Origin of the sequence: Vibrio sp. dhg (assembly GCF_003443775.1) — a bacterium.
Classification (GTDB): domain Bacteria; phylum Pseudomonadota; class Gammaproteobacteria; order Enterobacterales; family Vibrionaceae; genus Vibrio; species Vibrio natriegens.
This window is the reverse complement of the sequence record NZ_CP028943.1, coordinates 1,510,557-1,534,411: the sequence shown is the minus strand read 5'-3', so window position 1 is coordinate 1,534,411 and position 23,855 is coordinate 1,510,557. Positions and strand designations below refer to the sequence as shown.

Genomic DNA, 23,855 nt, shown 5'->3' with positions numbered 1-23,855 from the left:
TTTAATTTTAGACAGAATAATCAACCTAAAGCTGGCAACACTCCAAGCGTAATCAATATCTGTGCAGCCACGATTCCCGTACCTGCGATACCTGTGATCACTAACGCACCCTGCCCGCCAGCTACGCGGTATTCTCCGGCAAAATCGTCAGAGCGACGGACTTTAATAACCATCACCAGCGGTAAAAATATCGCTAGAATAGCCAGAGCGATAGCCGCATAGCCTAATGCCATGATGAAACCTTGCGGATAAAACAGCGCAAAGCCTAATGGTGGAGTAAACGTGATTAACGCAGCAATCAAACGGTTTGGCTTCTCACTGCTTCCTTTGATCGTATCGCCCAAGAACTCGAACAAGCCAAGACTCACGCCAAGGAAAGAGGTTAATAGAGCCAAATCTGCAAACACGCCAACAATGTTACCCAGATTTGATTGGTGAACCGTCAGTGATAACTGCCCAATAAGAGCACTTAATCCGCCATTTTCAATCAATGTATCCTGACTGACCACGCCTAACGTCACGACTTGCCAGAAGATGTAAATCACCAGAGGAATAGTAGAGCCCACGATCACGGCTTTACGCAATGAAGCAGTGTCTCCGTCTAAATAGTTCACAATAGCCGGAATACTGCCGTGGAAACCAAAAGACGTAAAAATCACAGGAATTGCCGCCACAATAAGACCTTGTCCTATTGGCATGCTTAGCAGGTAAGATTGCGTCACATTTGGCGCTAAAAATGACAGTACCGCAACCATAGTAAGAAGTTTGAGGGCAAACAAAACACGGTTCACTTTATCTACGGTACCGGTGCCGACAGTCACAACTAACGTCACTATCAGTGTGAAAATGATGGTTGAAGTCGAGCCTGAAATATCAAGATCAAACCATTGGGTTAGGCGTTCGCCAAATTGTGCACCGCCACCAGCGATGTATGCCGCACACAAAGAGTAAAACAAAAATAGCATTGCAAAGCTGGCAACCCATTTACCCTTCTGGCCCAGTATTTGTTTCGCCAGAGTATGGAGCGTTGCACTGCTTTCAGCATACTGATGAAGCTCGAGCATCAATAAGGCGGTAAATGCCATTAAAGCCCAAAGACCCAACATAATAACGAGGGAAGTAGAAAAACCGATACCAGCAGAGGCAAGAGGAAGCGCCAGCATACCGGCACCAATTGTAGTCCCTGCAATAATTAGGGTACTACCAAACACTTTAGAACGACTCATTGTATATTATTCTTTACATCACATTGAATATTAGCAGCACCAGATCGGGTAAGAATGACCCTACATGACACCATATTTTGTTATGATCCCGATATTGTAGGATATTCACGATAAGATCAAGCAAAGTGTAAGAATAAAAATCCATTAATGTATATATTTATTTACACACAGAAATCAGCCAAAAAAATTCATGACGATCGGGGGAGACTCATCACGACTATCAGGGCAAAACTTAATTATATGATTTCTGGTAGGTTTGTTATGGATGATTCGGAGTGAAGACAGAGGATTCAGAACATGGTTGAAAATGTTCTGTTATAGGATGATGGCGAGACGTAAAGATTACGCCTCACCTGACTTTAAGAAAAAGGGATTAAATCGTGTCAGTTAGCTAGCGATATCTAACAAATTATCTCTGACGCCATTGATACGGAACCAACCTGCGATACTAAATCGCTCTGCATTAGTCGGTAACACTTCATGTGGAAATTGTTCTGACAAGAAAACAAGAAGACGCCCTCCACGCGGTGGTATCTTAGCGATTACGTTGTCTTTAAGGTCATAAACGACCAGCTCGCCAGCGTCTTCTTCACTCCAGGCTTCATTCATGTAAAACACGGTGGTCAAACGACGATTTTCATTTCCTTTGAAACTATCGAGATGTTTTTTATAAAAATCGCCTTGCTCGTATTTCGCAAAGTGAGATTCATATTCAAACAGACCGAGATATAGATGACGATTAACCTCTTCGCGAATGTCTTCCATCTTATTTAGGTAAGATGCTATCGGCTCGCCCATATCAGGTTTTAGCCATTGAATTTTGTCACTGCGAATGGATTCTATGCGTGTAACATCTTCATTACGACCAATGCGCGCCTTTTTCCAATTGTCAGGGATACACGCTCTTAATTGAGCAACCTCTTCTTCTGAAAGAAAATCGTCCCAAATATAATATCCATGAGTCGCAATAGCATCGATCAGTTCGTTCATTTAATCTATTCAATCGTGTGGTTGGATGCGTCTTATATGTAATTCAACCAACAACGACAAATGTGATATTTTGTCGATACGACAACTATTTAGTTTTATAGGTCGTCCTTCTCATTTCCGCTCTGTGTTCCCTATTAAACCTTACGAAAACAGAAACCCTCTGCTTTAATAATAAGATTGTCCGCAAACCGCCCACATTTTATCGGTAACAACGCTCAAACTGGACGAGATGGGACGAACAATCCTCATCACAATCAAATGACTATAGTGATAAATACCAGGTAAGTTTATTTTCATAACATGATAAATTACAAAATTACTGTTATTCTCGAATAAAACAAAGACCGAAGCTCACTTATGGACTATATCACTCTTTCTAGAATTAGTTTGAAACACCTCACCGTGTTACACATGTTGCTGACAACACACAGTGTCACTCAAGCTGCAGAGCGACTTTGTGTTACACCTTCGAGTGTCAGTAAAACACTAAGCCAGCTTCGTGAAACTCTAAAAGATGAACTTTTCTATCGTGATGGTACCCGTTTAGTTCCTACGCCATTTGCAATAAATATCGGTCCTTCTATTCACGGTATCTTGTCTAGCATGAACGGCTTGTTGCACCAGGGCTCATTCAGTCCAGCGTACTATCAGGGCGATTTTTCCATTGCGATGCGTGAAAGCTCAATGGAGCTGTTTGCTCCAGTCTTGGTTCACTTGTCACAACAGCTTGGCAACCATGCTTATTTAAACGTCCATTCTAAAGACGAGATGAGTTTTGATGCGTTGATCAGAGGTCAGATTGACTTCTTGTTGCTGCCTCATGATCTTAGTCAGCCACCGACTCATAACAAAGATCTCGTTTGGCAAACCATATTAAAAGATGAACTGATCTGTTTGATGGGCAAATCTAATCCGCTGGCCAAGCAACCACTGACGATTGAAGGGTATCTGTCCGCTCGGCACATAGGTATTCATGATAAAGACCTTTCTCGGCCATACTTTGAGCAAAACTTGCAACAAAGGCACCAGAAACGAAACCTTGCCATGCGCGTCGCTGATTTCGGATCCGCAGCGGTAATGTGCCATCATACAGATTACTTATTCACCTGCTCTAAACGTTGGGCAAGAATCGCACTGCAAACCAAAGGCTTGGTAGATCAGCCTCTGCCGTTTGATTTTGGGCAAGTGTCGTATAGTTTGGTCTGGAACAAAGCGAGTTTAAATGATCCCGCCTTACGCTGGTTGCAACAGCAACTACTTGATGCATGTAAAGTGCTTAGCGCTTGTGAGTATTGAAATAAATCTTGCTAGGAAGCAGAAGGTGTAAAGATGGGATTGTTGTCTTGAGAGTCGAGGAAGATTCCCCACCGGATGTCGTCACTACGCAGGTAAACGTCTTAACATCATCAAATCGCCCACCGCTTTTATAGAGTAGCCAGCCATTTTTAATTTAGATTGTACTGGTCTATCTCTACTACGGTAAACGCAGTGGGTTCACTCCTTTTTAAGCCAAACAACGTTGTTGTTTTGTTATTCTGTCGAACCACACACAGAGTTTACTCTAGCCAACGATTTGCAACTAATGAAAAAACCCGCACGCACTGTTTCCAAAAAAGAAATAAGGCAAATCTAAATTAGCATTTAATTATACAAATCAAACCGCCAATCTTGATTAGTTTCTTCTAAACAACGACCTTGTAAAAATCAGCAGTTATTTCATCAAGTTAATTAAGTTGCACCCAGAAAGAGTGATAACTTGTTAAAGAATAGGAAAACATGCCCCTTTCTCACCATAAGCAACAAAGAAGCCTTGTGTGACATCGTCAAGCCGTAAGGCAACTAATTAAAATTGCTGATTATATCTGAGAGTTGTATTCGCTATGCTTTTAGCGTAGGAACAGTATGACATATTTCCATAACAGAAATTAAAAGACTTAGAGATGATAGATTTCTATTTCGAGGCGTGGGGAATAAAACGGCTACGATTTTGAACTCGTAGCCATAAAAAAATGACAGAGATATTCGTTATCTAAGTCTTTCAAAGACAACGCTTTGATCAAGGTGTTCATGGTATTGAGTATAATCCAGCCCCATATCAAAGATGTATGTGGTCACCAGATTCCTCACACACTCTACCAACTGGCCGGCCTGCCACGGCTTCTCGAAGTAACGGTCAATGCCTGCGGTATTAATCGCATTAATGGTATCTGTGTGCGTTGCCTGCCCGGTTAAAAGGACTTTTCTAGTATGAGTAAAACGACTGTCTTTTGAAATTTCAGCCAAAAGCTCAACGCCAGTTTTTCCTGGCATCACGTGATCAGAGATGATCAAAGCAATCATTTCACCCTCTGCATCAAGTTCATCCATCAGTTCCAGAACTTCATCTGCGGACTCACAATCTTCTATGTTTATCCACTGAGATAATGGTTCTAGATCAAGTAAAACTGCGCTTAACACCTCTCGTTGGTCATCAACGCAAATTAAATTAAGCTTCTCCATGTTCACCCTCTACCGGTAATTTGATTCTAAAAATAGTTTTGTCACTGTTACTCTTTACAACAATCGAACCGCCATAGCCTGCTACGATGCGTTTAACTATCGACAAGCCCAAGCCCAGTCCAAATGACAGCCCCCCTTTCTTGGTAGTGAAGTTCGGCCTAAATATCTTTCTACGCGTCGCTTCATCTATCGCAGGGCCGTTATTAGTGATAGTGACAAGAATTTTTCCTTTGCTGGCTCGAGTTTGAATCTCGATGACTGGCGAATCTACGCTAATGAGCGCGTCACAAGCATTTTTTAAGATATTCACCCAAATCTGGACGAGTTCAGTCTGTGAGCCAACAAACAAAGGGAGTTCCGCAGGACTAAAACGAACCTGTACTCGTCTTAAATCACTTTGTAGTAATGCAACCGCTCGGTTAATCGAATCATTGATATTCAAAGCCTCATCCAGATCGATATCGGTTCGACCCAATTGCTTAACAGAGCGAACAATGCCCACCGTATGCTTGGAAGCCAGACGCAAGTCATGAAGATCTCTCCCCATCTGCCAGTACCTGATGGCTTCCTCGGGACGCTTCAACCAATGCTCTGAGAGGTAACCTTCTGGTACCGCACGAGCCAAATCCCTCGCTAAGTCCCTCGGGAGGCCATAATACTTTTCAAAATGCTTTCCTCGTTTGCGTGCCTCACTAGAGGAGACTTTTTGCCCCTGAAGCAAGCCAAAATCAAAAAACTGACTCGCCTCCGGATGCACTTCCTCTAACAGCTCCATAATCACAGTTTGTAAACGTTCGGACTTACTGCTTACTACCCCAATGGCGTTGTTAAGCTCATGCGCAATACCCGCAGCCAATTGCCCCAGCGTTGTCATCTGCTCTGCAGTATGAAGCTTTTGCAGGGCCTTTTCTTTTGCAAGTGCCTCTTCCATTGCGCGGTGCTGACGGCGAGATAACTCGTTGACCATTACCGGCATAAATTGCGTTGTCAGAGGACCGAATTGTGATTCTTGCACCGCTGGCGTACTTCGCTCTATCCAAGCTAGCTCTGCGGCTGTTTGGGCAACCACGGTTGACGACGCCGTCCACGTACCAGAAAAAAAGCTATGCACCCCGATAAATGTCCCCTCGGAGGCGGAAAAAACTTTAATGGGCTTTTTGTCATCTTCTGAGTAGTAGCCCGCCAATTCACCCGAAATCACGAAATATAGACGATCGTTATAGCCAGCTTGTTCAATCAATACCGACCCTGCCGACACATTAATTCGTCGGTCGTTATTATCGAAGTAGCGTTCTACCAACGCATCTAATTTGCTTTCATACATGACTTAACCGATATGCCCTACAGAATGCAGTATCCAAACCATAACAAAGCTTAGCAGTACACCCACAACACCAAGTACCACGCCAATCCGAGCCATTTGGTTACTTTGTACATGCCCGGTAGCATGAGCAAGCGCATTTGGTGGCGTACTGATTGGCAGAGACATACCCAAGGAAGCAGCAAACGTCACTACCAGAATCAACGTTACTTCACCACCTAATGGCGTTAGTGATGCCATCGATGTACCTAGAGCGGCCATAATTGGCATCAACAAGTTAGCGGTTGCCGTATGCGACATAAAGTTGGCCATCGCTAAACAAAGGAAAGCGGCACCAAACAACACCACATAAGGTGAATATTGGTCGAATGGAATGCTGTTCACGACTAATTTAGCCAAGCCGGTTTTATCAAGGGCTAACCCTAGGGCAATACCACCGGAAACCAACCAAAGTACGTCCCAAGAGATTTTCTTTAAATCTTCTTTGTTGATGATGCCAGTTAAGGAAAAGACCGCGACAGGAATCAAAGCGACTGTATATGAGTTCATGCCGTGTGCTGAACCCATTAACCAAAGAATAATCGTACCCGCAAATGTAATGTACACAATCATCGCTTTCGGCGTCTTCAGGAATTTGCTCTTAATATTCAAGTCGATTGTGGTTTGTTCGGCTTTATACATTGCCCCGATAAGTACCCAAGCTAGAGCCATCATAATCACGACAAACGGCACACCAAATACCATCCATTCACCAAAAGTAATCAGGTTCTCCCCGACTAAATATTTAAGTGCAATCGCGTTAGGTGGCGTCCCGATAGGTGTCCCGATGCCACCGATGTTTGCCGCAACTGGAATACACAAAGCAAATGCGATTCTGCCTGGGTCTTTCGGCCCGAATACAGCAATGACAGGAGTCAGGATAGATAACATCATCGCGGTAGTTGCCGTGTTAGACATAAACATGGAGAAAATGGCGGTAATCAGCATCAACCCCAACATAACGTACTTGGGATTTTGTCCAAACGGCTTCAAAAGTACACGCGCTAAGTTCACGTCCAAACGGTACTTGGTCGCCGCCATCGCTAGAAAGAAACCGCCCAAGAACAGCATAATAATTGGGCTGGCAAAGGTCGCCATGATCTCGTTGTATTGCAACAACTCGCCAAAATGCGCCTGCCCTTCTTGTGCCCTAAACAACACGATTCCCTTATTGGAAATCAGCAGTAGTTCCAGAACAATAATCACCACCGAAGTTGCGTAAATTGGGATAGGCTCGAAAACCCAACACAACGCCGCCAGTAAGAAAATCGCGATGACGCGCTGTTGAATAATGGTGATGCCATCAAATGGAAACGCAGACAAAGGCATCAGCCAGATGATTAACGGAATTATCGTTGGGATGATGTATTTAAGATAAGGACGCATAGTGCTACTTCTCTTCCTGAGATGGTGTAAAGATGTAGGAGTTTCACTAATAAACGGACGTTTTGCTGTTTCGAATACTGGCTTTGTTGATGATGCTTATCCGAAACAAACGCAGCTAATCACGACTCCGATTTGGAATTATGCGCACTGTTAAGGGAAAAAGATTTGGTGTTAGATCAATGAACTTGTATTCACATTCGAAAACATCTTTGAGATGTGTTCGACCTCACTAAATACGTGTCATAAATAATAATTTTCGTTATAAGTCACTACAACCTCATGCCCTTGGTCTCTGAAAATAAACATGCCGACATTCGCCAGCATGTTTTCGCTTTGGTTTGGAAAGGCGATGTGACAACCGCTACAACAAAATCTTTTATTGACGGGCAAAACGCGCCTTTATCGCCACGACTTGTCTAGAGACAGTATAAGTAGCACCAATTACCAGTGCGCTCGCCAGCATTACACCCAAACCAAATTGAGTAAATGAGCCCTGAGCCTCAGCGCCTTGCACCAATCCATGAGATAAACTGAAAAGAAGTATCGCAGCGGCAGCTATCACACTCTTCGCTCCACCCTTTTTAAGAGCGATAAGCGCAAGCGGTAAACCGATTAATGAACTAGCGACTAAAGCTTCTACTGAATTAGCCACAGCCCACTCAAGACCAATCGCATACCCACCAATAATTGCTGCCATTATCAATGCTGAAATTTGGCTCGCTCTGCCTAGTGCAAAGCTTGAAAGAAACAATCCGATCAATGCCAGTGCAGATAAATGATCCCAGCCAGTCAATGGGTGTAAAAAGCCCTCAGAGAAACTGGCCTGCATAGCGTGGCCCGTATGGGCAAAACTGCTTGCACTGACTAAAGCCAAACTTGCTGCAAATCCTTTTGTTAGTCCTTTCATATCACTGTTCCTTATGCTTCCGTTACTTCAACTTTTACGTCACGCTTCTCCAGCATGCCGCGCTCAACAATAAAATTGATCACCTCCTGTAAGCCATCCCCACGAATCAGGTTGGTAAATACAAATGGCTTTTCGCCACGCATCTTCTTCGCGTCACGGTCCATAACGTCTAACGATGCATTAACCATCGGTGCGAGGTCTGTCTTATTGATGATTAATAAGTCAGACTTAGTGATACCCGGTCCGCCTTTACGAGGGATTTTATCTCCCGCGCACACGTCAATAACATAAAGGGTTAAATCAGATAACTCAGGGCTGAAGGTCGCACTCAGGTTATCTCCGCCACTTTCGACTAACACGAACTCTAAGCCGGGATGACGATCTTGTAGCTCATCGATCGCTGCCAAATTCATAGACGCGTCTTCGCGAATAGCCGTATGTGGACAACCGCCTGTCTCCACGCCTAGAATACGGTCGGATTCTAACGCTTCATTACGCAGTAAAAATTCCGCGTCTTCTTTGGTGTAAATGTCGTTAGTGACAACGGCTAAATCGTAATGTTGGCGCATTGCTAAACATAACTGACGCAGCAGCGCCGTTTTTCCTGAGCCAACCGGGCCGCCCACGCCAACTCGTAAACATTGTGTACTCATCCTTAACTCCTAAATAATCTTGAATATTGGGTTTCATGCCATGCACAGGCCATCGCAAAGTTCGGTAAAGTCAGCCCTATTGCTTCGTCTTCTACCGCAAACCCTGTGGTAATTGCTTCTTCAATTTGTGGCATTAATGCGATGAGAACGCGTTGGGCTGACGTCTGCCCCAACGGCACCGTTTTACATGCCACGGTAATTTGATTCTCCAGCCACGACCAAAGCCACCCCGTCGCAGCTTGCTCCAGTGATACACCAAAGTACTGGCAAGCTTTGGCAAATAACGGCAGATAAGTCATTGTTTTTGCCTGTGGCGGTAATTCCACTTCTAAGCTCGTTAATAAACGATAAAAGGTTTGCCCAAGTTTTTGCTCTTCCATCACCAGCTCCGCGGTTTCCCGGTTTGCCAGTAACACCGCCTGCCAATGTTCCAGAGCTGCCATGTCGTTTGCTTGCCACGCTTGATAACAGCGAACTAAAAGTGGTACTTCCAAATTGGCCTGAGCATGATTAAGAATCGGTTCAAGCCAGGTTTGTAGTGTCGCCTCATCGCTCACCCACTCCAGATCCACTGCCGTTTCCAAACCTTGGCTGTAAGCGAATGCACCAATAGGCAGACTCGGACTGCTAAGGTGCAACAGAGAGAGTAATGACTGAACGTTCATTAATGGCTATGCTCCCCATGGCTGTGATTGTGTTCACCATGGGAATGACCGTGACTATGCCCACTGCCGTGATACGCACCAGACTCAGGATTAAACATCGCTTGATGATGGTTGCACTCCAGCCCAAATAGTTCGACCATCTCCTCCAATACGTGGTCAGGTTGAAAACGCAGCCAAAGTTCACCGATTTCCATTGGTACATGGCGATTTCCCATGTGGTAGCAGGCTTTGGAAAAAGTTAGCCAGTCTTTTGCTGAAGCCGTGACGATCTCTTCCTCCTGAGCTTCAACCAGAAATACCTTTCCGCATTCAGTGAAAAGACAGTCACCATCTTGAAGAACATCACCTCTTGGTAGAAAAACGCCCACGTCCATACCCGTTTTGCTTGATGCTCGAAAACGTCCGCGTTGACGCACTTCATAAGCCAATACAATCGAATCATCGATTTCACCATGGTGATGGTCGGAGCGACTAATTACTCGGTACATAATAAAATTCCTTCTTTAAACTGAGCGATTAGAACAGGGTGTAACGCTGCGCAAGAGGCAACTCTGTCGCTGGGTCGCACGTTAATAGCTCGCCATCTGCTCGAACTTCATAAGTTTGTGGGTCTACCGTAACCGTTGGCATATAGTCGTTTAGAATCATGTCGTTCTTGGTGACAGTTCGGCAATTCTTGCAGGCTATCAACTCTCGCTGTAAGCCCAGTTTGTCTTTCAACCCATTCTCACTGGCGACTTTGCTGGTGAAGGTGACGGACGTTGCAGAAGCTGCGCTACCAAAACCACCAAACATACGGCGATAGTGAACAGGTTGAGGCGTCGGGATTGACGCATTCGCATCGCCCATTGGTGCTGCAGCAATAAAGCCACCTTTAATGATTAACGCTGGCTTAATACCAAAGAACGCTGGTTTCCAAAGAACGATATCCGCTAGCTTACCGACTTCAAGAGAGCCGACCGTATGATCAACACCATGCGCGATTGCAGGGTTTATGGTGTATTTTGCGATGTAGCGTTTCGCGCGAAAATTATCCGCCTGTATCTCTTTGTCTGGTTCAAGGTAGCCGCGTTGCACTTTCATCTTGTGCGCGGTTTGCCAGGTACGGGTAATCACTTCACCCACTCGCCCCATCGCCTGTGAATCGGAGGCAATCATGGAGAACGCTCCTAAATCATGGAGAATATCTTCCGCAGCAATGGTTTCTTTGCGAATACGAGAATCGGCAAACGCGACATCTTCCGGAATGTTTGGATCAAGGTGATGGCACACCATCAACATATCCAAATGTTCATCGACGGTATTCACCGTGTAAGGACGTGTTGGGTTGGTTGACGATGGCAGTACGTTTGGCTGACCACAGGCAACAATAATGTCAGGAGCGTGACCGCCACCCGCACCTTCGGTGTGGTAAGTATGAATCGTACGTCCTTTAAACGCTGCAAGTGTGTCTTCGACAAAACCAGATTCATTCAGCGTGTCCGTATGAATGGCGACTTGCACATCGTATTTTTCAGCAACGGTCAAACAATTGTCGATCGATGCTGGTGTTGTGCCCCAGTCTTCGTGCAGTTTTAATCCGCAAGCGCCAGCTTCAATTTGCTCTGCCAACGGCTCCGGCAAACTTGCGTTACCTTTGCCCAAAAAGCCAAAGTTCATCGGCATTTGGTCCGTGCTGCGCAGCATTTGCGCCATGTTCCAAGCGCCTGGTGTACACGTGGTTGCATTCGTGCCCGTCGCTGGGCCAGTACCACCACCAATCATCGTCGTGGTACCTGCCATTAACGCTTCTTCGATTTGCTGAGGGCAGATAAAATGGATGTGCGCGTCGATAGCACCTGCCGTGACGATATGACCTTCGCCGGCAATCACTTCGGTACTTGCGCCGATGTTAATCGTGACATCAGGCTGAATGTCTTTGTTACCTGCTTTTCCGATCGCGGCAATGTTGCCATCTTTAATGCCAATATCCGCTTTAACAATGCCCCAGTGATCAAGAATTAACGCATTGGTGATCACGCAGTCCATTACTTGATCACGACATAACTGGCCTTGCCCCATGCCATCACGAATGACTTTACCGCCACCAAATTTCACTTCATCACCGTATACGGTGTAATCCTGCTCAACTTGAATAAATAGCTCAGTGTCGGCCAGACGGACTTTGTCGCCTACTGTCGGGCCATACATATCGGCGTAGGCGCGACGAGAAATTTCTGCCATTGTTTAGTTCTCCTTAACCTTCAATACTTAGCATCTCACTAAAGCTGGCTAAATCTGTATTAGACCTTTCCCATGACTTCGCCCCGGAAGCCATAGATGGTTTTCGTTCCGTCAATCTCGACCAACTCAATGTTGCGAGTCTGCCCCGGCTCGAATCGTACTGCGGTACCAGCCGCAATGTTGAGTCGCATTCCTCTGGCTTTCTCGCGGTCAAAATCTAATGCCGGATTGGTCTCAAAAAAGTGGTAATGACTGCCAACTTGGATCGGGCGATCACCATGATTAATTACTGCCAATTGCTCAGTACGACGTCCTTTATTCAGCTCGATTGGCACGTCACTTAAAATGTATTCACCAGGCTTCATGGTTGCTCCTATTGAATCGGGTTATGAACAGTGACCAGCTTCGTGCCATCCGGGAACGTCGCTTCTACCTGCACTTCCTCTAACAGCTCTGGAATACCTTCCATCACGTCATCTTTGGTGAGCAGTGTGCGTCCATCACTCATAAGTTGGGCGACCGTTTTGCCGTCACGAGCGCCCTCCATGATTGCTGCGGAAATATAAGCAGACGCTTCTGGATAATTGAGTTTTACGCCGCGAGCGAGTCGACGCTCTGCCACTAACGCTGCGGTAAACAGCAATAACTTGTCCTTGTCTCTTGGAGATAATTCCATTTGTAAACCCTCTAACCTTTGCGTTACGTCCCTAAACGTTACATTGTGACTTTTAATGCCGCTGTACTTAGCGGGCTTCGTTTAGTTACTGGACTTAAAATAACCTACGTATTCCAAATTCTCGGTGGGCATGCCGGGCGCCTAAGCAGTTCTGGACGAATAAGTTGCCAGCACGCTCGCAGTTGCTGCTGAGCCTCTTCACTGCAATCACCAAGGTAACGAACTAATAAAACATTGAGTCTATAAGTGATACTCAACGTGCCATGTGTATCTGCGGAAAAGTGTTCTCGCAGCGTTTCAACCATAGTTTGAGCGTCATTCAATCCAACAACCGTTAAAGTGCCAGAGACTAAATTGCTGTTGAAACCACTGATAGCAGTCAAAAGCGGATCGTCTGCGGCTAGATATTGGCGTTCAAGTAACAGAGGCGTGCCGTCTTGATAGATGGATAAACGCTGCTCAACACTTCCTTGTACAAAAGGAAGGTGGCTTTTCGGGCGACCTAAACAGAAGACATCGATACCGATAAACTTCGCGTCACCGTAGAGATTGACGTGGGTGGTCAACTTACCGTGTGCCCCGTTGAAGACGATGGTTTCCATTGGTAGCCATTCACACGCGGCGTTATCAACTTCAATATCGACATGCTGTTTTTGCTCGATATTTTTACTGTCAGCCTTATAAATCTTGCCAGCAGACGGTGTGGTAATCAGCGCATGACTATCGTTTTGGCAATGAATCTGAATACTCAAATCGTCACCCGACACCAACCCACCCGGCGGATGAAGCAGATAAACGTGGCAGACATCCAATTCAGGGTAAAACGGTCGCTGCACGCGCAAAGGTCCTTGAAACTCCATACGCTTCATCTGCGTTTTGTCATCGGACTTACTAAAGCCGAGGGACAGATAAGCTGGCCAATGGCGCTGCGTTTGGGTCGACATGTTAAATACACTGTTCATACGCTTACACCGTCAGGTATTTCTTAACTAACGTATCATCGAGCGCTTCCATTTCTCCCATCGCCACCTGACGACCACGGTCAATAATGCAGAAGTTGTCAGCGACTTTACGCGCAAACGGCAGTTTCTGTTCGACGAGTAACACCGTCAGGCCAATCTCTTTATTCAGACGGCGGATAATGTCGCCAATTTCAGCCACGACATTGGGCTGAATGCCTTCGGTAGGTTCATCCAAAATAAGGAGCTTAGGGTCAATAACCAAAGCGCGACCGATCGCAAGCTGTTGCTGTTGTCCGCCAGATAAATCACCGCCCCGGCGATACAACATCTCTTTTAATACAGGGAAAAGCTCATAGATGAATTCCGGAACTTGTCTCGCTCCATCTTTGCGCATCGGCAGACCGATACGTAAATTCTCTTCTACCGTCAGCAACGGAAAGATCTGACGTCCCTGGGGGACATAACCTATCCCGATTGGCGCGCGTTTCTCTGCGGCCATTTTGGTGATGTTTTGTCCCAAGAAGTTAATCTCACCACTCTTAGTTGGTAGCAACCCCATGATGCATTGCAGCAACGTTGTTTTACCTACACCATTGCGCCCCATCAGAACGGTACATTTGCCCTCTGGTATTTGCATGTCGAGATCCCACAACGTGTGGCTCTGTCCATAGAACTGGTTTAATCCTTTAATCTCAATCATGCTTCTTCTCCAAGGTAGACTTCCACGACCTTACGGTTGCTTTGAACTTGGTCCATCGTGCCTTCAGCCAATACGCTTCCTTGGTGTAAAACCGTTACATCACGCGCTATTGAGCGGACAAAATCCATATCGTGTTCAACCAGCACAATCGTACGCTCACCCGCTAATGACGTTAGTAATTCGCCCGTTCTGTCCATCTCTTGGTGGGTCATCCCCGCAACAGGCTCATCAACTAGCAACAGTTTCGGGTTTTGCATCAGCAGCATGCCGATTTCCAGCCACTGTTTCTGACCATGAGATAATGCACCAGCCAATAAAGCACGCTGCTCGTACAGACCTATTTGCTTGAGTACGTGATCGATATGATCAACCTGGCTTGGCGTTAGTGTGGCAAACAGCGTTGAAAACACCGTTTTTGCCCCAGCCATCGCCAGCTCTAAGTTGTGAAATACCGATTGAGATTCAAACACCGTCGGCTTCTGGAATTTACGGCCGATGCCCGCTTGTGCAATTTCAGGCTCACTCATTTGCAATAAGTTAATGTTTTGACCAAACCACGCGGTACCGGTATCTGGACGGGTTTTACCCGTAATGATGTCCATCATGGTGGTCTTGCCTGCGCCATTAGGGCCAATGATGCAGCGCAATTCTCCTTCTTTAATGTAGAGATTGAGGTCGTTGATTGCTTTAAAACCATCAAACGACACGCTGATCCCTTCGAGATACAACAAGCAACCATGACCGACTTTAAGCATCGGGTTAACTTGTGGCTTCATAAACTCATAAACGTGTTCGCGGTCAGTGAGTTCTTTGGCAAGGCTTAGAATGCTCATGAATGCACCTCTTTACGTTTGATTAAGCCTGTTACTCCCTTAGGCAGGAATAGCGTGACCAGCACGAACATTGCGCCCAGGCTAAACAGCCACACTTCTGGCAGCGCTGCGGTTAAATAGGTTTTGGCGTAATTGACGGCCAACGCACCAACAACGGCACCGTAAAGTGTTGCACGTCCGCCAAGTGCCACCCACACAACAAGTTCAATTGAGTTAAGCGGAGAAAATTCTGAAGGGTTGATGATGCCCACCTGAGGGACATACAACGCACCTGCAATGCCAGCGAGTACCGCAGAAAAAGTGAAGATAGCTAACTTGACGTATTCCACTTTGTAGCCGGTGAAACGAGTCCGAGCTTCAGCATCACGAACGGCCATGGCAACTCGACCTAAGCGGCTAACCACAATGAATCGACAAGCCATGTACCCTAATCCAAGAGCGATGCCTGATAACGCAAATAGTGTCAGACGTGTCGAATCCGATTGCAGGTCAAAGCCTAGGATATCTTTAAAGTCAGTTAAGCCATTGTTACCGCCAAAGCCCATTTCATTGCGGAAGAAAGCCAGCAACAATGCATACGTCAACGCCTGAGTGATAATGGATAGATAAACACCCGTTACACGCGAGCGAAAAGCAAACCAGCCAAACACGAAGGCGAGTATTCCAGGCGCTAACACCACCATCAACATCGCAAACCAGAACTGGTCAAAACCATGCCAGAACCAAGGTAACTCCTGCCAGTTAAGGAAAACCATAAAGTCCGGCAGTTCTGGGTTGCCATACACGCCGCGATCACCAATCTGACGCATCAGATACATACCCATCGCATAGCCACCCAGCGCAAAAAAGGCGGCGTGACCTAAGCTCAGAATACCCAAATAACCCCAAACCAAATCCACTGCGACTGCCAGTAGCGCATAGGTCAGATACTTACCCATTAATGTAACGGTGTAAGTAGAAATATGAAGTGCAGATCCTTCTGCAAAGAACAGGTTCAGCGCTGGAATTAAGCAAAGCGCCGCACCCAATACAATCAAAAACATCAGTGTAGAACGATCGAACAATTTTGATTGATGATCCATGATTAACCCTCTGCCGAGCGACCCTTCTGAGGGAACAAGCCTCGGGGTTTCTTCTGAATAAATAGAATGATAAATACCAGCACCAAGATTTTAGCCAGAACGGCACCAGCCCATGGCTCCATCACTTTGTTTGCGATACCAAGCGACATACCAGCAACGAGAGTTCCCCACAAGTTACCGACACCACCAAACACCACGACCATAAATGAGTCGATAATGTACGCCTGACCTAGGTTTGGCCCGACGTTGGTAAGTTGGCTGAGCGCGACACCAGCAATACCTGCAATACCAGAACCAAGCCCAAAGGTCATTGCGTCAACCCATTCCGATTTCACGCCCATTGCTCTCGCCATACTGCGATTTTGCGAAACGGCGCGAACTTCAATGCCTAAACGGGTGTAACGTAATACTGCAAACAACAGAGCAAAGACGATCAAACAGAAGATGATGATGTAGAAACGGTTCAGGGTCAGACTTAGCAGCGGGTTAATTTCAATCACACCTTGCATCCAGTCCGGTGTTGATACCGAACGGTTCAGTGGAGAGAAAATCGTGCGTACGGTCTGTTGCAAAACCAGGCTGATACCAAACGTCGCCAACAAAGTTTCTAACGGTCGTCCGTATAAGAAACGAATTACACCTCGTTCGATCAATATGCCTACTGCACCAGAAACCAAAAATGCCACAGGTATCGAAACTATGATTGACCAGCCAATATGATTCGGCATCAACGTTTGAATCACGTACGTGGTGTAAGCGCCAAGCATGATAAGTTCACCATGCGCCATGTTAATCACGCCCATAACACCAAACGTAATCGCCAGACCAATTGCGGCAAGCACCAGAACGGAACCTAAGCTCAGACCAAAAAATAGAGTTTCACCAAAATGTGCCAGACTGACGCGCTGCTCAATCAAACCGAGCGCTTTGTTTGTCGCATTGGTCAGTTCCTCATTTGGTTCTGTCGCTAAAAATTGGGTAAGTGCATTGCGCGCGGTTGGCTGATAGCTATTCCCCAGAGTTGCTATCGCTTGTTCTTGTGCCACTTGGTCGCTCGAATGTTCTAGTTGATATATCGCTAGTGCTGTATCTAAAACTTGTTGGACATCCGAGTCTTCTTCACTAAGTCTCGCTTTTTCTAGCAAGGTATACGTTTGTTCGTTCAGGTCACCCATAAGCTGCGTCACCGCGTTGATACGGGTGCCTGAATCTGGATGACGGATATTAAGCGCGGCAAGTTGCGCTTTAATTTCGCCGCGAATCTGGTTGTTAATCCCGATTTTTTTAACGGAACGGCGTTTGACGAGCTGTGGCTCTGCCGACGCTTCGGCAAAAAGAGGGGTGACTAAATACTGACTGCCCTTTTTCTCGACAATTTTGACCAGTTGCTTGGACTCTTTATCAAGATAGATATCACCGCTGAATAAGAGCTCGAGAACTTGAATTGAACGCTCGTCGCCACTCTCTCCAATGTTGATAACAGCCTGGCTGATTTGATCATAGTCGCGTGTCGCTAGGCGTTGTAGCTCGCTCTCTAACCCTGTTGTTGAGGCTAGAGTTTGAGCAGATATAAATAGGCTAAAAAGAACAACGGTAACATGCGAAGCCGAGGAAAATATCCCATGGCAACATTGAGTTAGTCGCTGAAAAATGGATGCGTAAAACATCGTAGGCAAACCTCTGGTTAAACGAATATTCTTCTCGAGTGAACGGAAAAATAAACAAAAGACTCGAATAAGTGACAGTGCCACGTATGAATTAAAGGCACTGTCACTAACGTTTAACGATTGAACTCTGCTATGAGAGCGTGATGGTCAACTTAGAAGTTTTGACCAGAACATTTGCCAGTTTTGGTGTTGTAGTTACCGCAAGATAACGGTTGACGCCAATCCGAGATAAGGTCTTTTGAACCCGGTAGGAAATCTGACCATGCATCACCAGCCACTAATCCCGACGTTTTCCATACGGTTTCAAACTGGCCATCGTCTTGGATTTCGCCGATAAGAACGGGTTTGGTGATGTGATGGTTAGGCATCATTGCGGAGTAACCACCAGTCAAGTTAGGAACGGTCACGCCGACAAGCGCATCACCAACAACCGCTGGATCGGTTGTGCCTGCTTTCTTAACCGCCTCAACCCACATGTTGAAGCCAATGTAATGCGCTTCCATTGGGTCGTTGGTTACGCGCTCATCGTTCTTGATGAACTTGTGCCATTTTTCGATGAACTCGTCATTCACGTCAGATTCAACGCTCATGAAGTAGTTCCATGCCGCCAAATGGCCAACCAAAGCAGAGGTATCCATACCGGACAACTCTTCTTCACCCACAGAGAATGCCACTACTGGAATGTCATCTGCTGAGATACCCTGGTTACCTAGCTCTTTATAGAACGGTACGTTAGCGTCACCGTTGATGGTAGAAACCACTGCTGTTTTCTTACCTGTAGAACCGAATTTTTTAATATCTGAAACGATTGACTGCCAATCAGAATGACCAAACGGCGTGTAGTTGATCATAATATCCGCTTCAGCCACGCCTTTTTCTTTTAAGTATGCTTCAAGAATTTTGTTGGTAGTGCGCGGGTAAACGTAATCTGTTCCAGCTAAAACCCAACGCTCTACGCCTTGATCAAGTAGGTAGTCAACCGCTGGAATGGCTTGCTGGTTTGGCGCGGCACCCGTGTAGAATACGTTTTTCGAGGACTCTTCACCCTCATACTGAACTGGGTAGAACAATAGACTATCGAGCTCTTCAAAAACAGGAAGGACAGACTTACGAGACACAGATGTCCAGCAGCCAAATACTGCGTCGACTTTGTCTTTTGAAATGAGCTCACGCGCTTTTTCAGCGAACAGTGGCCAGTCAGAAGCTGGGTCCACAACCACCGCTTCAAGCTTTTTACCTAGTAAGCCACCTTTTTTATTTTGTTCATCAATCAGCATCAACATCGTGTCTTTGAGTGTTGTTTCACTGATTGCCATGGTGCCGGATAAAGAGTGAAGTACACCGACCTTGATGGTGTCTTCTGCCATTGCGTACCCACTCAGTAATGATGCCGCTAATACCGAAGTCGCCAAGAAATTCCGTTTCATTTGTCTTCTTCCTTTCAATAATTTGTTGATAACAAATACTAATTCACGTCGCGATGTTACTTATCCAATGGATAAATCCTGCTGACTAAATGAACGAGTTTGAGTATTGACCAGAATGGAAAGTTTGAATATGCGCGGTTCGTGCATAAAAACTACGTATAATTACGCATAGGTGGAAAAATAAATGCGAGCTATAATTGCGCGCGTACAAGGTGCACAGGACGTGCATTTGATAGTTTGAGCCACCAAATTGAAAAGTACTTGTACTCAAACGACACTGTTAATTCTCAAGGATGAAGAGTTATCTCTATACAAAAAGTCACCGTAACCCGACGCAAATACAATAAATTAGTCGGTAACGAGCTACTCGAAGATTTCGCGTTGCGCTTTACTGCTAAGCGTGCACGAAAATGGTCGGCCAGTTGGATCGCGAATACGGCACTCGGTATCGTTTCGTTTTTGGTGCTCGAAGCACTTGGTGGAACGATCACACTCAATTACGGTGTCACCAATTCACTGTGGGCGATTCTCGCCGTTGCTTTGGTCGTCATTTTTTCTGGTATACCCATCTGTTATTACGCCGCGAAGCACGGAGTCGATATTGATCTACTTAGCCGAGGGGCGGGTTTCGGCTATATCGGCTCTACCATCGCCTCGCTCATTTACGCCTCATTCACGTTCATCTTCTTTGCTCTGGAAGCGGCGATCATGTCGATGGCTATCGAACTGTTGTTTGATATACCTTTGGCTATCGCTTACGTGATCAGCTCCGTCCTCGTTATTCCCCTTGTCGTACTTGGGATTACCAATATCGGGCGCTTTCAAATGTGGTCTCAACCTATTTGGCTGATGCTGCAAATCATACCGTTGATCTACGTTTTTACTCATGAAGACGCCAAGATTGATGAATGGCTAAGTTACACAGGCGTAAACGATGTTGGTCCTGACTTCAACTGGCTACTTTTTGGCTCTGCTTCAGCAGTATTGCTTGCGGTTGTGGCTCAAATCGGCGAGCAAGTCGATTTTCTACGCTTCCTTCCCGCTAAAGAGCGTTGCGGTAAATTAAAATGGTGGAGCGCCATGCTGTTAGGCGGCCCCGGTTGGATGATTTTTGGATCAATGAAGCTCGTGTTAGGCAGCTTTTTAGCCTGGTTAGCCATCAGTCACGGCGTGCTGCCGAATCTTGCCGGCGATCCTGCACACATGTATTTTACTGTGTTCAGTTATACCTCGGACAACACGCAACTGGCTTTACTGGCTGCGGGCCTGTTTGTGATCATTTCCCAGTTAAAAATCAATGTGGCAAATGCCTACGCTGGCTCGCTCGCCTGGTCAAACTTCTTTTCACGCCTAACTCACCACCATCCCGGCCGGGTGGTTTGGATGGTGTTCAACGTATTGATCGCCCTACTTCTGATGGAGCTTGGCGTGTATCAGCTTATCGAACAGACCTTACAAGTCTACTCCGTGCTGGTACTGGCCTGGATAGGGTCCATTGTCGCAGATTTGGTCATTAACAAACCTTTGGGGTTGAGTCCAAAAACCATCGAATTCAAGCGTTCTAAACTCTACGACATTAATCCAGTCGGTGTGGGTTCCATGCTGATAGCCTCCGCTATTGGCATTACAGCACATCTGGATTTTTACGGAGAAGTAGCCAGAGCCTTTGCCTCATACATCGCTTTTGCGTTGCCGTTTCTGACCGTACCCATCATCGCATTGCTTACCAAAAGCCGTTATTACTTGGTCCGCAATGATGTCATCGTAACCAGCGGAGATGAGGAGCACCAATGCTCAGTCTGTGAACACACCTTTGAGCATGAAGATATGGCACTATGCCCAGCGTATGGGGGTCATATCTGTTCACTATGTTGCTCGTTGGATGTGCGCTGTCATGATAACTGCCGTCCTGATGCAACCTTTAGCGCACAATTAAAACAGATACTGTCGCCCTACTTTTCCTCAACCTGGGTTAATCGGCTTTCATCCACAATTGCGCACTTCGTCATTGTGATGCTGACAGTAAGCTTAGCGATGGGAAGTATTCTGGCACTGGCATATTCTCAAATCCCCCAACTAGAACAAGTGCACATGGATTCCATTTCAAATGGATTAATTAATGCGTTTGCTCTTCTTCTTATCCCTATTGGCATCATCAGTTGGTTGTTCGTTCTAGCTCGTACGAGTAACCGAACGGCAGTCAAAGAGTTAAAATCGCATACCGCGCTGCTGACTAAAGAGGTGAACGCGCACCACAAAACCTCTCAGGCATTGCAGCAAGCGAAGCGTTCAGCAGAAACGGCGAATAACGCCAAAAGCCGATACCTCGCGAGCCTAAGTCACGAGCTGCGAACTCCGTTAAACATTCTGCTTGGGTATGCGCAATTATTGAGTTCAGACAACAAGCTGGACAAACAAACGAGACAGTATGCTGAGGTTTTAAAGCGTAATGGCAAACACCTGTCGGACATGATCGAAGGCTTGTTAGAGATTTCAAAAATTGAAGCGGGACGCTTAGAACTTCACCGAGATGAATTTAGCCTCACCGCACTGCTGGAACAGCTCGTCGATATGTTTTCCATGCAAGCAAAACGTAAAGGGCTGGAGTTTGAATTTGAAACCTCCGGTTACTTACCGACGTTCGTTGCAACAGACAAACAACGCTTACGCCAGATACTCATCAATCTGCTGGGCAACGCGATCAAATATACCGAAACAGGCACCATCATTTTTAAAGTGAGCTATCGCAATCAGGTGGTGCATTTTACGGTGCAAGACACAGGCATTGGTTTATCCGAACAAGATTTGGGGCTGATATTTAAACCATTCGAACGGATTAAAAACCAAAAGACCGAAGCGATTCATGGCTCCGGGCTGGGGTTAACCATTTCGAATGCTTTAGCGGAGATCATGGGCGGCGAAATTTCCTGCACCAGTAAAGTCGACTACGGCAGTGCATTCGTATTAAAGCTGATGCTCCCTGAAGTAAAAGATGGACGACCTGAACCGGAGCTATTAAGCGATGCCGTGATTGGGTACAACGGGGACCGAAAAACGATCATGATCGTTGACGATATCGAAGATCAACGTCAATTGATGTCTCGAATACTGACGCCTCTGGGCTTTAATGTTTTGTTGGCAGAGAATGCGCCACAAGCTCTCAAGCTAGTAAAACAGCATCATGTCGATCTGTTTATGCTGGATATTTTTATGCCACAAGTAAATGGCTGGCAACTGGCGATCCAATTGCGCAAGGAAGACTTCCGCCAACCAATCCTGATGTTATCCGCTAACATTCAAGAACTGGAAACCAATAACCAACTCCAACGCTACCATAATGACTATTTAACCAAGCCCGTTTCTGTGCCTATGTTGCTTGCCAAGCTCAATCGCTTACTCGACATTGATTGGCTTTATGATGAAACCAGTAATCAAGCATCAGACCTCAAAACCGAGACCGTTCACGTTCCGCGCCAAACGATCCCGGCTTATGAGCAATTGGTGAAGCTACGTGAATACGCAGAAATTGGTTTTTTGTCTGGGGTGAGCGGCGAACTAGAGAAAATCGAACAGGGTTTAGCTGGAAGTGGCGATTGGGTTGAGAAGCTGAAACAACACCTGCAGGAATGTAACTTCAACAATATTATCTTGCAAATAAATGGAATGATTAATGAGCATTATAACAAGCAATAACATCACAGTGTTGGTCGTGGATGACTCACCTGAATCTCTCAGCATGTTAAACGCCACGTTGAATCAGGCTGGGCTTACGGTACTCGTCGCGCTCAATGGCGTTCAGGCTCTCACTATTGTAGAGAAAGTGCAGCCCGACGTGATCTTGCTTGATGCCATCATGCCTGAGATGGACGGGTTTGATACCTGTGTTCGACTGAAAGAGCTTTTGCCTTCAACACCCATTATCTTTATGACTGGCTTAAATGACTCGAAACATGTTATGCGTGGTTTTGAATCCGGCGGCACCGATTACATCACCAAACCCGTCGTTCCTGATGAAGTACTCGCCCGAATCAAAGTCCATAGTCAATCTGCCCGTCTGGCAAAATCGGCACAAGCGGCTTTAGATTACGCGGGGCAATATATTTTTTGTGTCTCCAGTAACGGTAATCTGGAATGGGCGACGCCTCATGCTCAAGAGTTACTTTCTTCACTGGGTGACGACTTTTCTGAAACATGGCAAAAAATCCAACAAGATATCGCCATTTGGTTGATGCAGTCCCCGGCAGATACCCCACTAACCTTAAAACAGTTTTCTCCTCCGCTAGAAGCCAGTTACGCGGGCGATTACAACCGTATTCACTCGCTAGTGCGTATTTCGACGCCCAAGCAAAACGGTTCAGAGAAAGATCTTCAAACCCATCTGGGTTTAACCAGAAGAGAATCACAAGTGCTCTACTGGCTTTCATTTGGAAAGACAAACTGGGAGATTGCCCAAATTTTAGAGATGAGCCCTCGAACAGTGAACAAGCATCTCGAACAGGTTTATAAGAAGCTCGACGTCGATAACCGTACCTCAGCAGCAAGCGTATCAATCAGATTATTAGAGCGGGCATAAGTCAGTCTGACTATCCTACCCTTAAG

21 protein-coding genes are annotated in these 23,855 nt (G+C 46.0%); 3 read left to right on the top strand and 18 right to left on the bottom strand.

All coding sequences use genetic code 11. From position 1 onward, the window contains the following. Window positions 1-20: 20 nt before the first annotated feature. Both DBX26_RS07100 and DBX26_RS07095 read right to left on the bottom strand, forming a co-directional pair. On the bottom strand, window positions 21-1,226 hold the full coding sequence (locus DBX26_RS07100) for an aromatic amino acid transport family protein (protein WP_118118479.1): 1,206 nt from the start codon (window positions 1,224-1,226) through the stop codon (window positions 21-23). Window positions 1,227-1,613: 387 nt separating this feature from the next. Beyond that, on the bottom strand, window positions 1,614-2,216 hold the full coding sequence (locus DBX26_RS07095; protein ID WP_118118477.1) for a 2OG-Fe(II) oxygenase: 603 nt from the start codon (window positions 2,214-2,216) through the stop codon (window positions 1,614-1,616). Window positions 2,217-2,573: 357 nt separating this feature from the next. Here DBX26_RS07095 and DBX26_RS07090 point away from each other — a divergent pair, with 357 nt between their 5' ends. Then, window positions 2,574-3,512, top strand: a complete 939-nt coding sequence (locus tag DBX26_RS07090) for a LysR family transcriptional regulator (protein ID WP_118118475.1) — start codon at window positions 2,574-2,576, stop codon at window positions 3,510-3,512. 729 nt (window positions 3,513-4,241) lie between these two features. On the opposite strand, the gene DBX26_RS07085 is transcribed toward DBX26_RS07090, so the two are convergent. The 16 genes from DBX26_RS07085 to urtA all read right to left on the bottom strand — a co-directional run bounded on the left by DBX26_RS07085 (window position 4,242) and on the right by urtA (window position 19,256). Continuing rightward, the gene (locus tag DBX26_RS07085) at window positions 4,242-4,715 is read right to left on the bottom strand and encodes a response regulator (protein ID WP_118118473.1); all 474 of its coding nucleotides are present in this window, start codon (window positions 4,713-4,715) and stop codon (window positions 4,242-4,244) included. Beyond that, window positions 4,702-6,039, bottom strand: coding sequence for an ATP-binding protein (locus DBX26_RS07080; RefSeq protein WP_118118471.1), 1,338 nt, complete (start codon window positions 6,037-6,039; stop codon window positions 4,702-4,704). Before DBX26_RS07080 ends, DBX26_RS07085 begins: the two co-directional genes overlap by 14 nt. A gap of 3 nt (window positions 6,040-6,042) precedes the next feature. Then, window positions 6,043-7,461: a DASS family sodium-coupled anion symporter gene (locus tag DBX26_RS07075; protein ID WP_014231749.1), complete on the bottom strand. Its 1,419-nt coding sequence runs from the start codon at window positions 7,459-7,461 to the stop codon at window positions 6,043-6,045. A gap of 376 nt (window positions 7,462-7,837) precedes the next feature. After that, window positions 7,838-8,368 carry a HupE/UreJ family protein gene (locus tag DBX26_RS07070; RefSeq protein WP_118118469.1) on the bottom strand — a complete coding sequence of 177 codons (531 nt, stop codon included), beginning with the start codon at window positions 8,366-8,368 and terminating at the stop codon, window positions 7,838-7,840. 11 nt (window positions 8,369-8,379) lie between these two features. Further along, window positions 8,380-9,021 (bottom strand): urease accessory protein UreG, encoded by a 642-nt coding sequence (ureG, locus tag DBX26_RS07065; protein WP_014231747.1) that lies wholly within the window; start codon window positions 9,019-9,021, stop codon window positions 8,380-8,382. Between the two features lie 2 nt (window positions 9,022-9,023). Further along, the gene (locus DBX26_RS07060) at window positions 9,024-9,686 is read right to left on the bottom strand and encodes an urease accessory protein UreF (protein ID WP_118118467.1); all 663 of its coding nucleotides are present in this window, start codon (window positions 9,684-9,686) and stop codon (window positions 9,024-9,026) included. After that, a complete protein-coding gene (gene ureE / locus DBX26_RS07055; protein ID WP_065302535.1) occupies window positions 9,686-10,174 on the bottom strand; it encodes an urease accessory protein UreE in 489 nt (162 codons plus the stop codon). The genes DBX26_RS07060 and ureE overlap by 1 nt, the downstream gene beginning before the upstream one ends. Before the next feature lie 28 nt (window positions 10,175-10,202). Beyond that, entirely contained in the window at window positions 10,203-11,909 is a 1,707-nt protein-coding gene (gene ureC / locus DBX26_RS07050) for an urease subunit alpha (protein WP_065302536.1), read from the bottom strand. 59 nt (window positions 11,910-11,968) lie between these two features. Next, a complete protein-coding gene (locus DBX26_RS07045) occupies window positions 11,969-12,274 on the bottom strand; it encodes an urease subunit beta (RefSeq protein WP_065296798.1) in 306 nt (101 codons plus the stop codon). 8 nt (window positions 12,275-12,282) lie between these two features. Beyond that, window positions 12,283-12,585: an urease subunit gamma gene (gene ureA, locus DBX26_RS07040; protein WP_014231742.1), complete on the bottom strand. Its 303-nt coding sequence runs from the start codon at window positions 12,583-12,585 to the stop codon at window positions 12,283-12,285. A gap of 104 nt (window positions 12,586-12,689) precedes the next feature. Then, a complete protein-coding gene (locus tag DBX26_RS07035; RefSeq protein ID WP_118118465.1) occupies window positions 12,690-13,547 on the bottom strand; it encodes an urease accessory protein UreD in 858 nt (285 codons plus the stop codon). 4 nt (window positions 13,548-13,551) lie between these two features. After that, window positions 13,552-14,247: an urea ABC transporter ATP-binding subunit UrtE gene (gene urtE / locus DBX26_RS07030; protein ID WP_118118463.1), complete on the bottom strand. Its 696-nt coding sequence runs from the start codon at window positions 14,245-14,247 to the stop codon at window positions 13,552-13,554. Beyond that, the gene (urtD, locus tag DBX26_RS07025; RefSeq protein WP_014231739.1) at window positions 14,244-15,080 is read right to left on the bottom strand and encodes an urea ABC transporter ATP-binding protein UrtD; all 837 of its coding nucleotides are present in this window, start codon (window positions 15,078-15,080) and stop codon (window positions 14,244-14,246) included. Before urtD ends, urtE begins: the two co-directional genes overlap by 4 nt. Next, window positions 15,077-16,123, bottom strand: coding sequence for an urea ABC transporter permease subunit UrtC (gene urtC / locus DBX26_RS07020; RefSeq protein WP_301951777.1), 1,047 nt, complete (start codon window positions 16,121-16,123; stop codon window positions 15,077-15,079). The genes urtD and urtC overlap by 4 nt, the downstream gene beginning before the upstream one ends. Window positions 16,124-16,164: 41 nt before the next feature. Then, a complete protein-coding gene (urtB, locus tag DBX26_RS07015) occupies window positions 16,165-17,829 on the bottom strand; it encodes an urea ABC transporter permease subunit UrtB (RefSeq protein WP_118118461.1) in 1,665 nt (554 codons plus the stop codon). A 152-nt stretch (window positions 17,830-17,981) separates the two neighbouring features. Beyond that, on the bottom strand, window positions 17,982-19,256 hold the full coding sequence (gene urtA, locus DBX26_RS07010) for an urea ABC transporter substrate-binding protein (RefSeq protein WP_014231736.1): 1,275 nt from the start codon (window positions 19,254-19,256) through the stop codon (window positions 17,982-17,984). A 381-nt stretch (window positions 19,257-19,637) separates the two neighbouring features. Here urtA and DBX26_RS07005 point away from each other — a divergent pair, with 381 nt between their 5' ends. Then, on the top strand, window positions 19,638-22,949 hold the full coding sequence (locus DBX26_RS07005; RefSeq protein ID WP_118118459.1) for an ATP-binding protein: 3,312 nt from the start codon (window positions 19,638-19,640) through the stop codon (window positions 22,947-22,949). Continuing rightward, complete coding sequence (locus tag DBX26_RS07000; protein ID WP_118118457.1) at window positions 22,927-23,829, top strand: response regulator; 903 nt, start codon at window positions 22,927-22,929, stop codon at window positions 23,827-23,829. The genes DBX26_RS07005 and DBX26_RS07000 overlap by 23 nt, the downstream gene beginning before the upstream one ends. Window positions 23,830-23,855 lie beyond the last annotated feature (26 nt).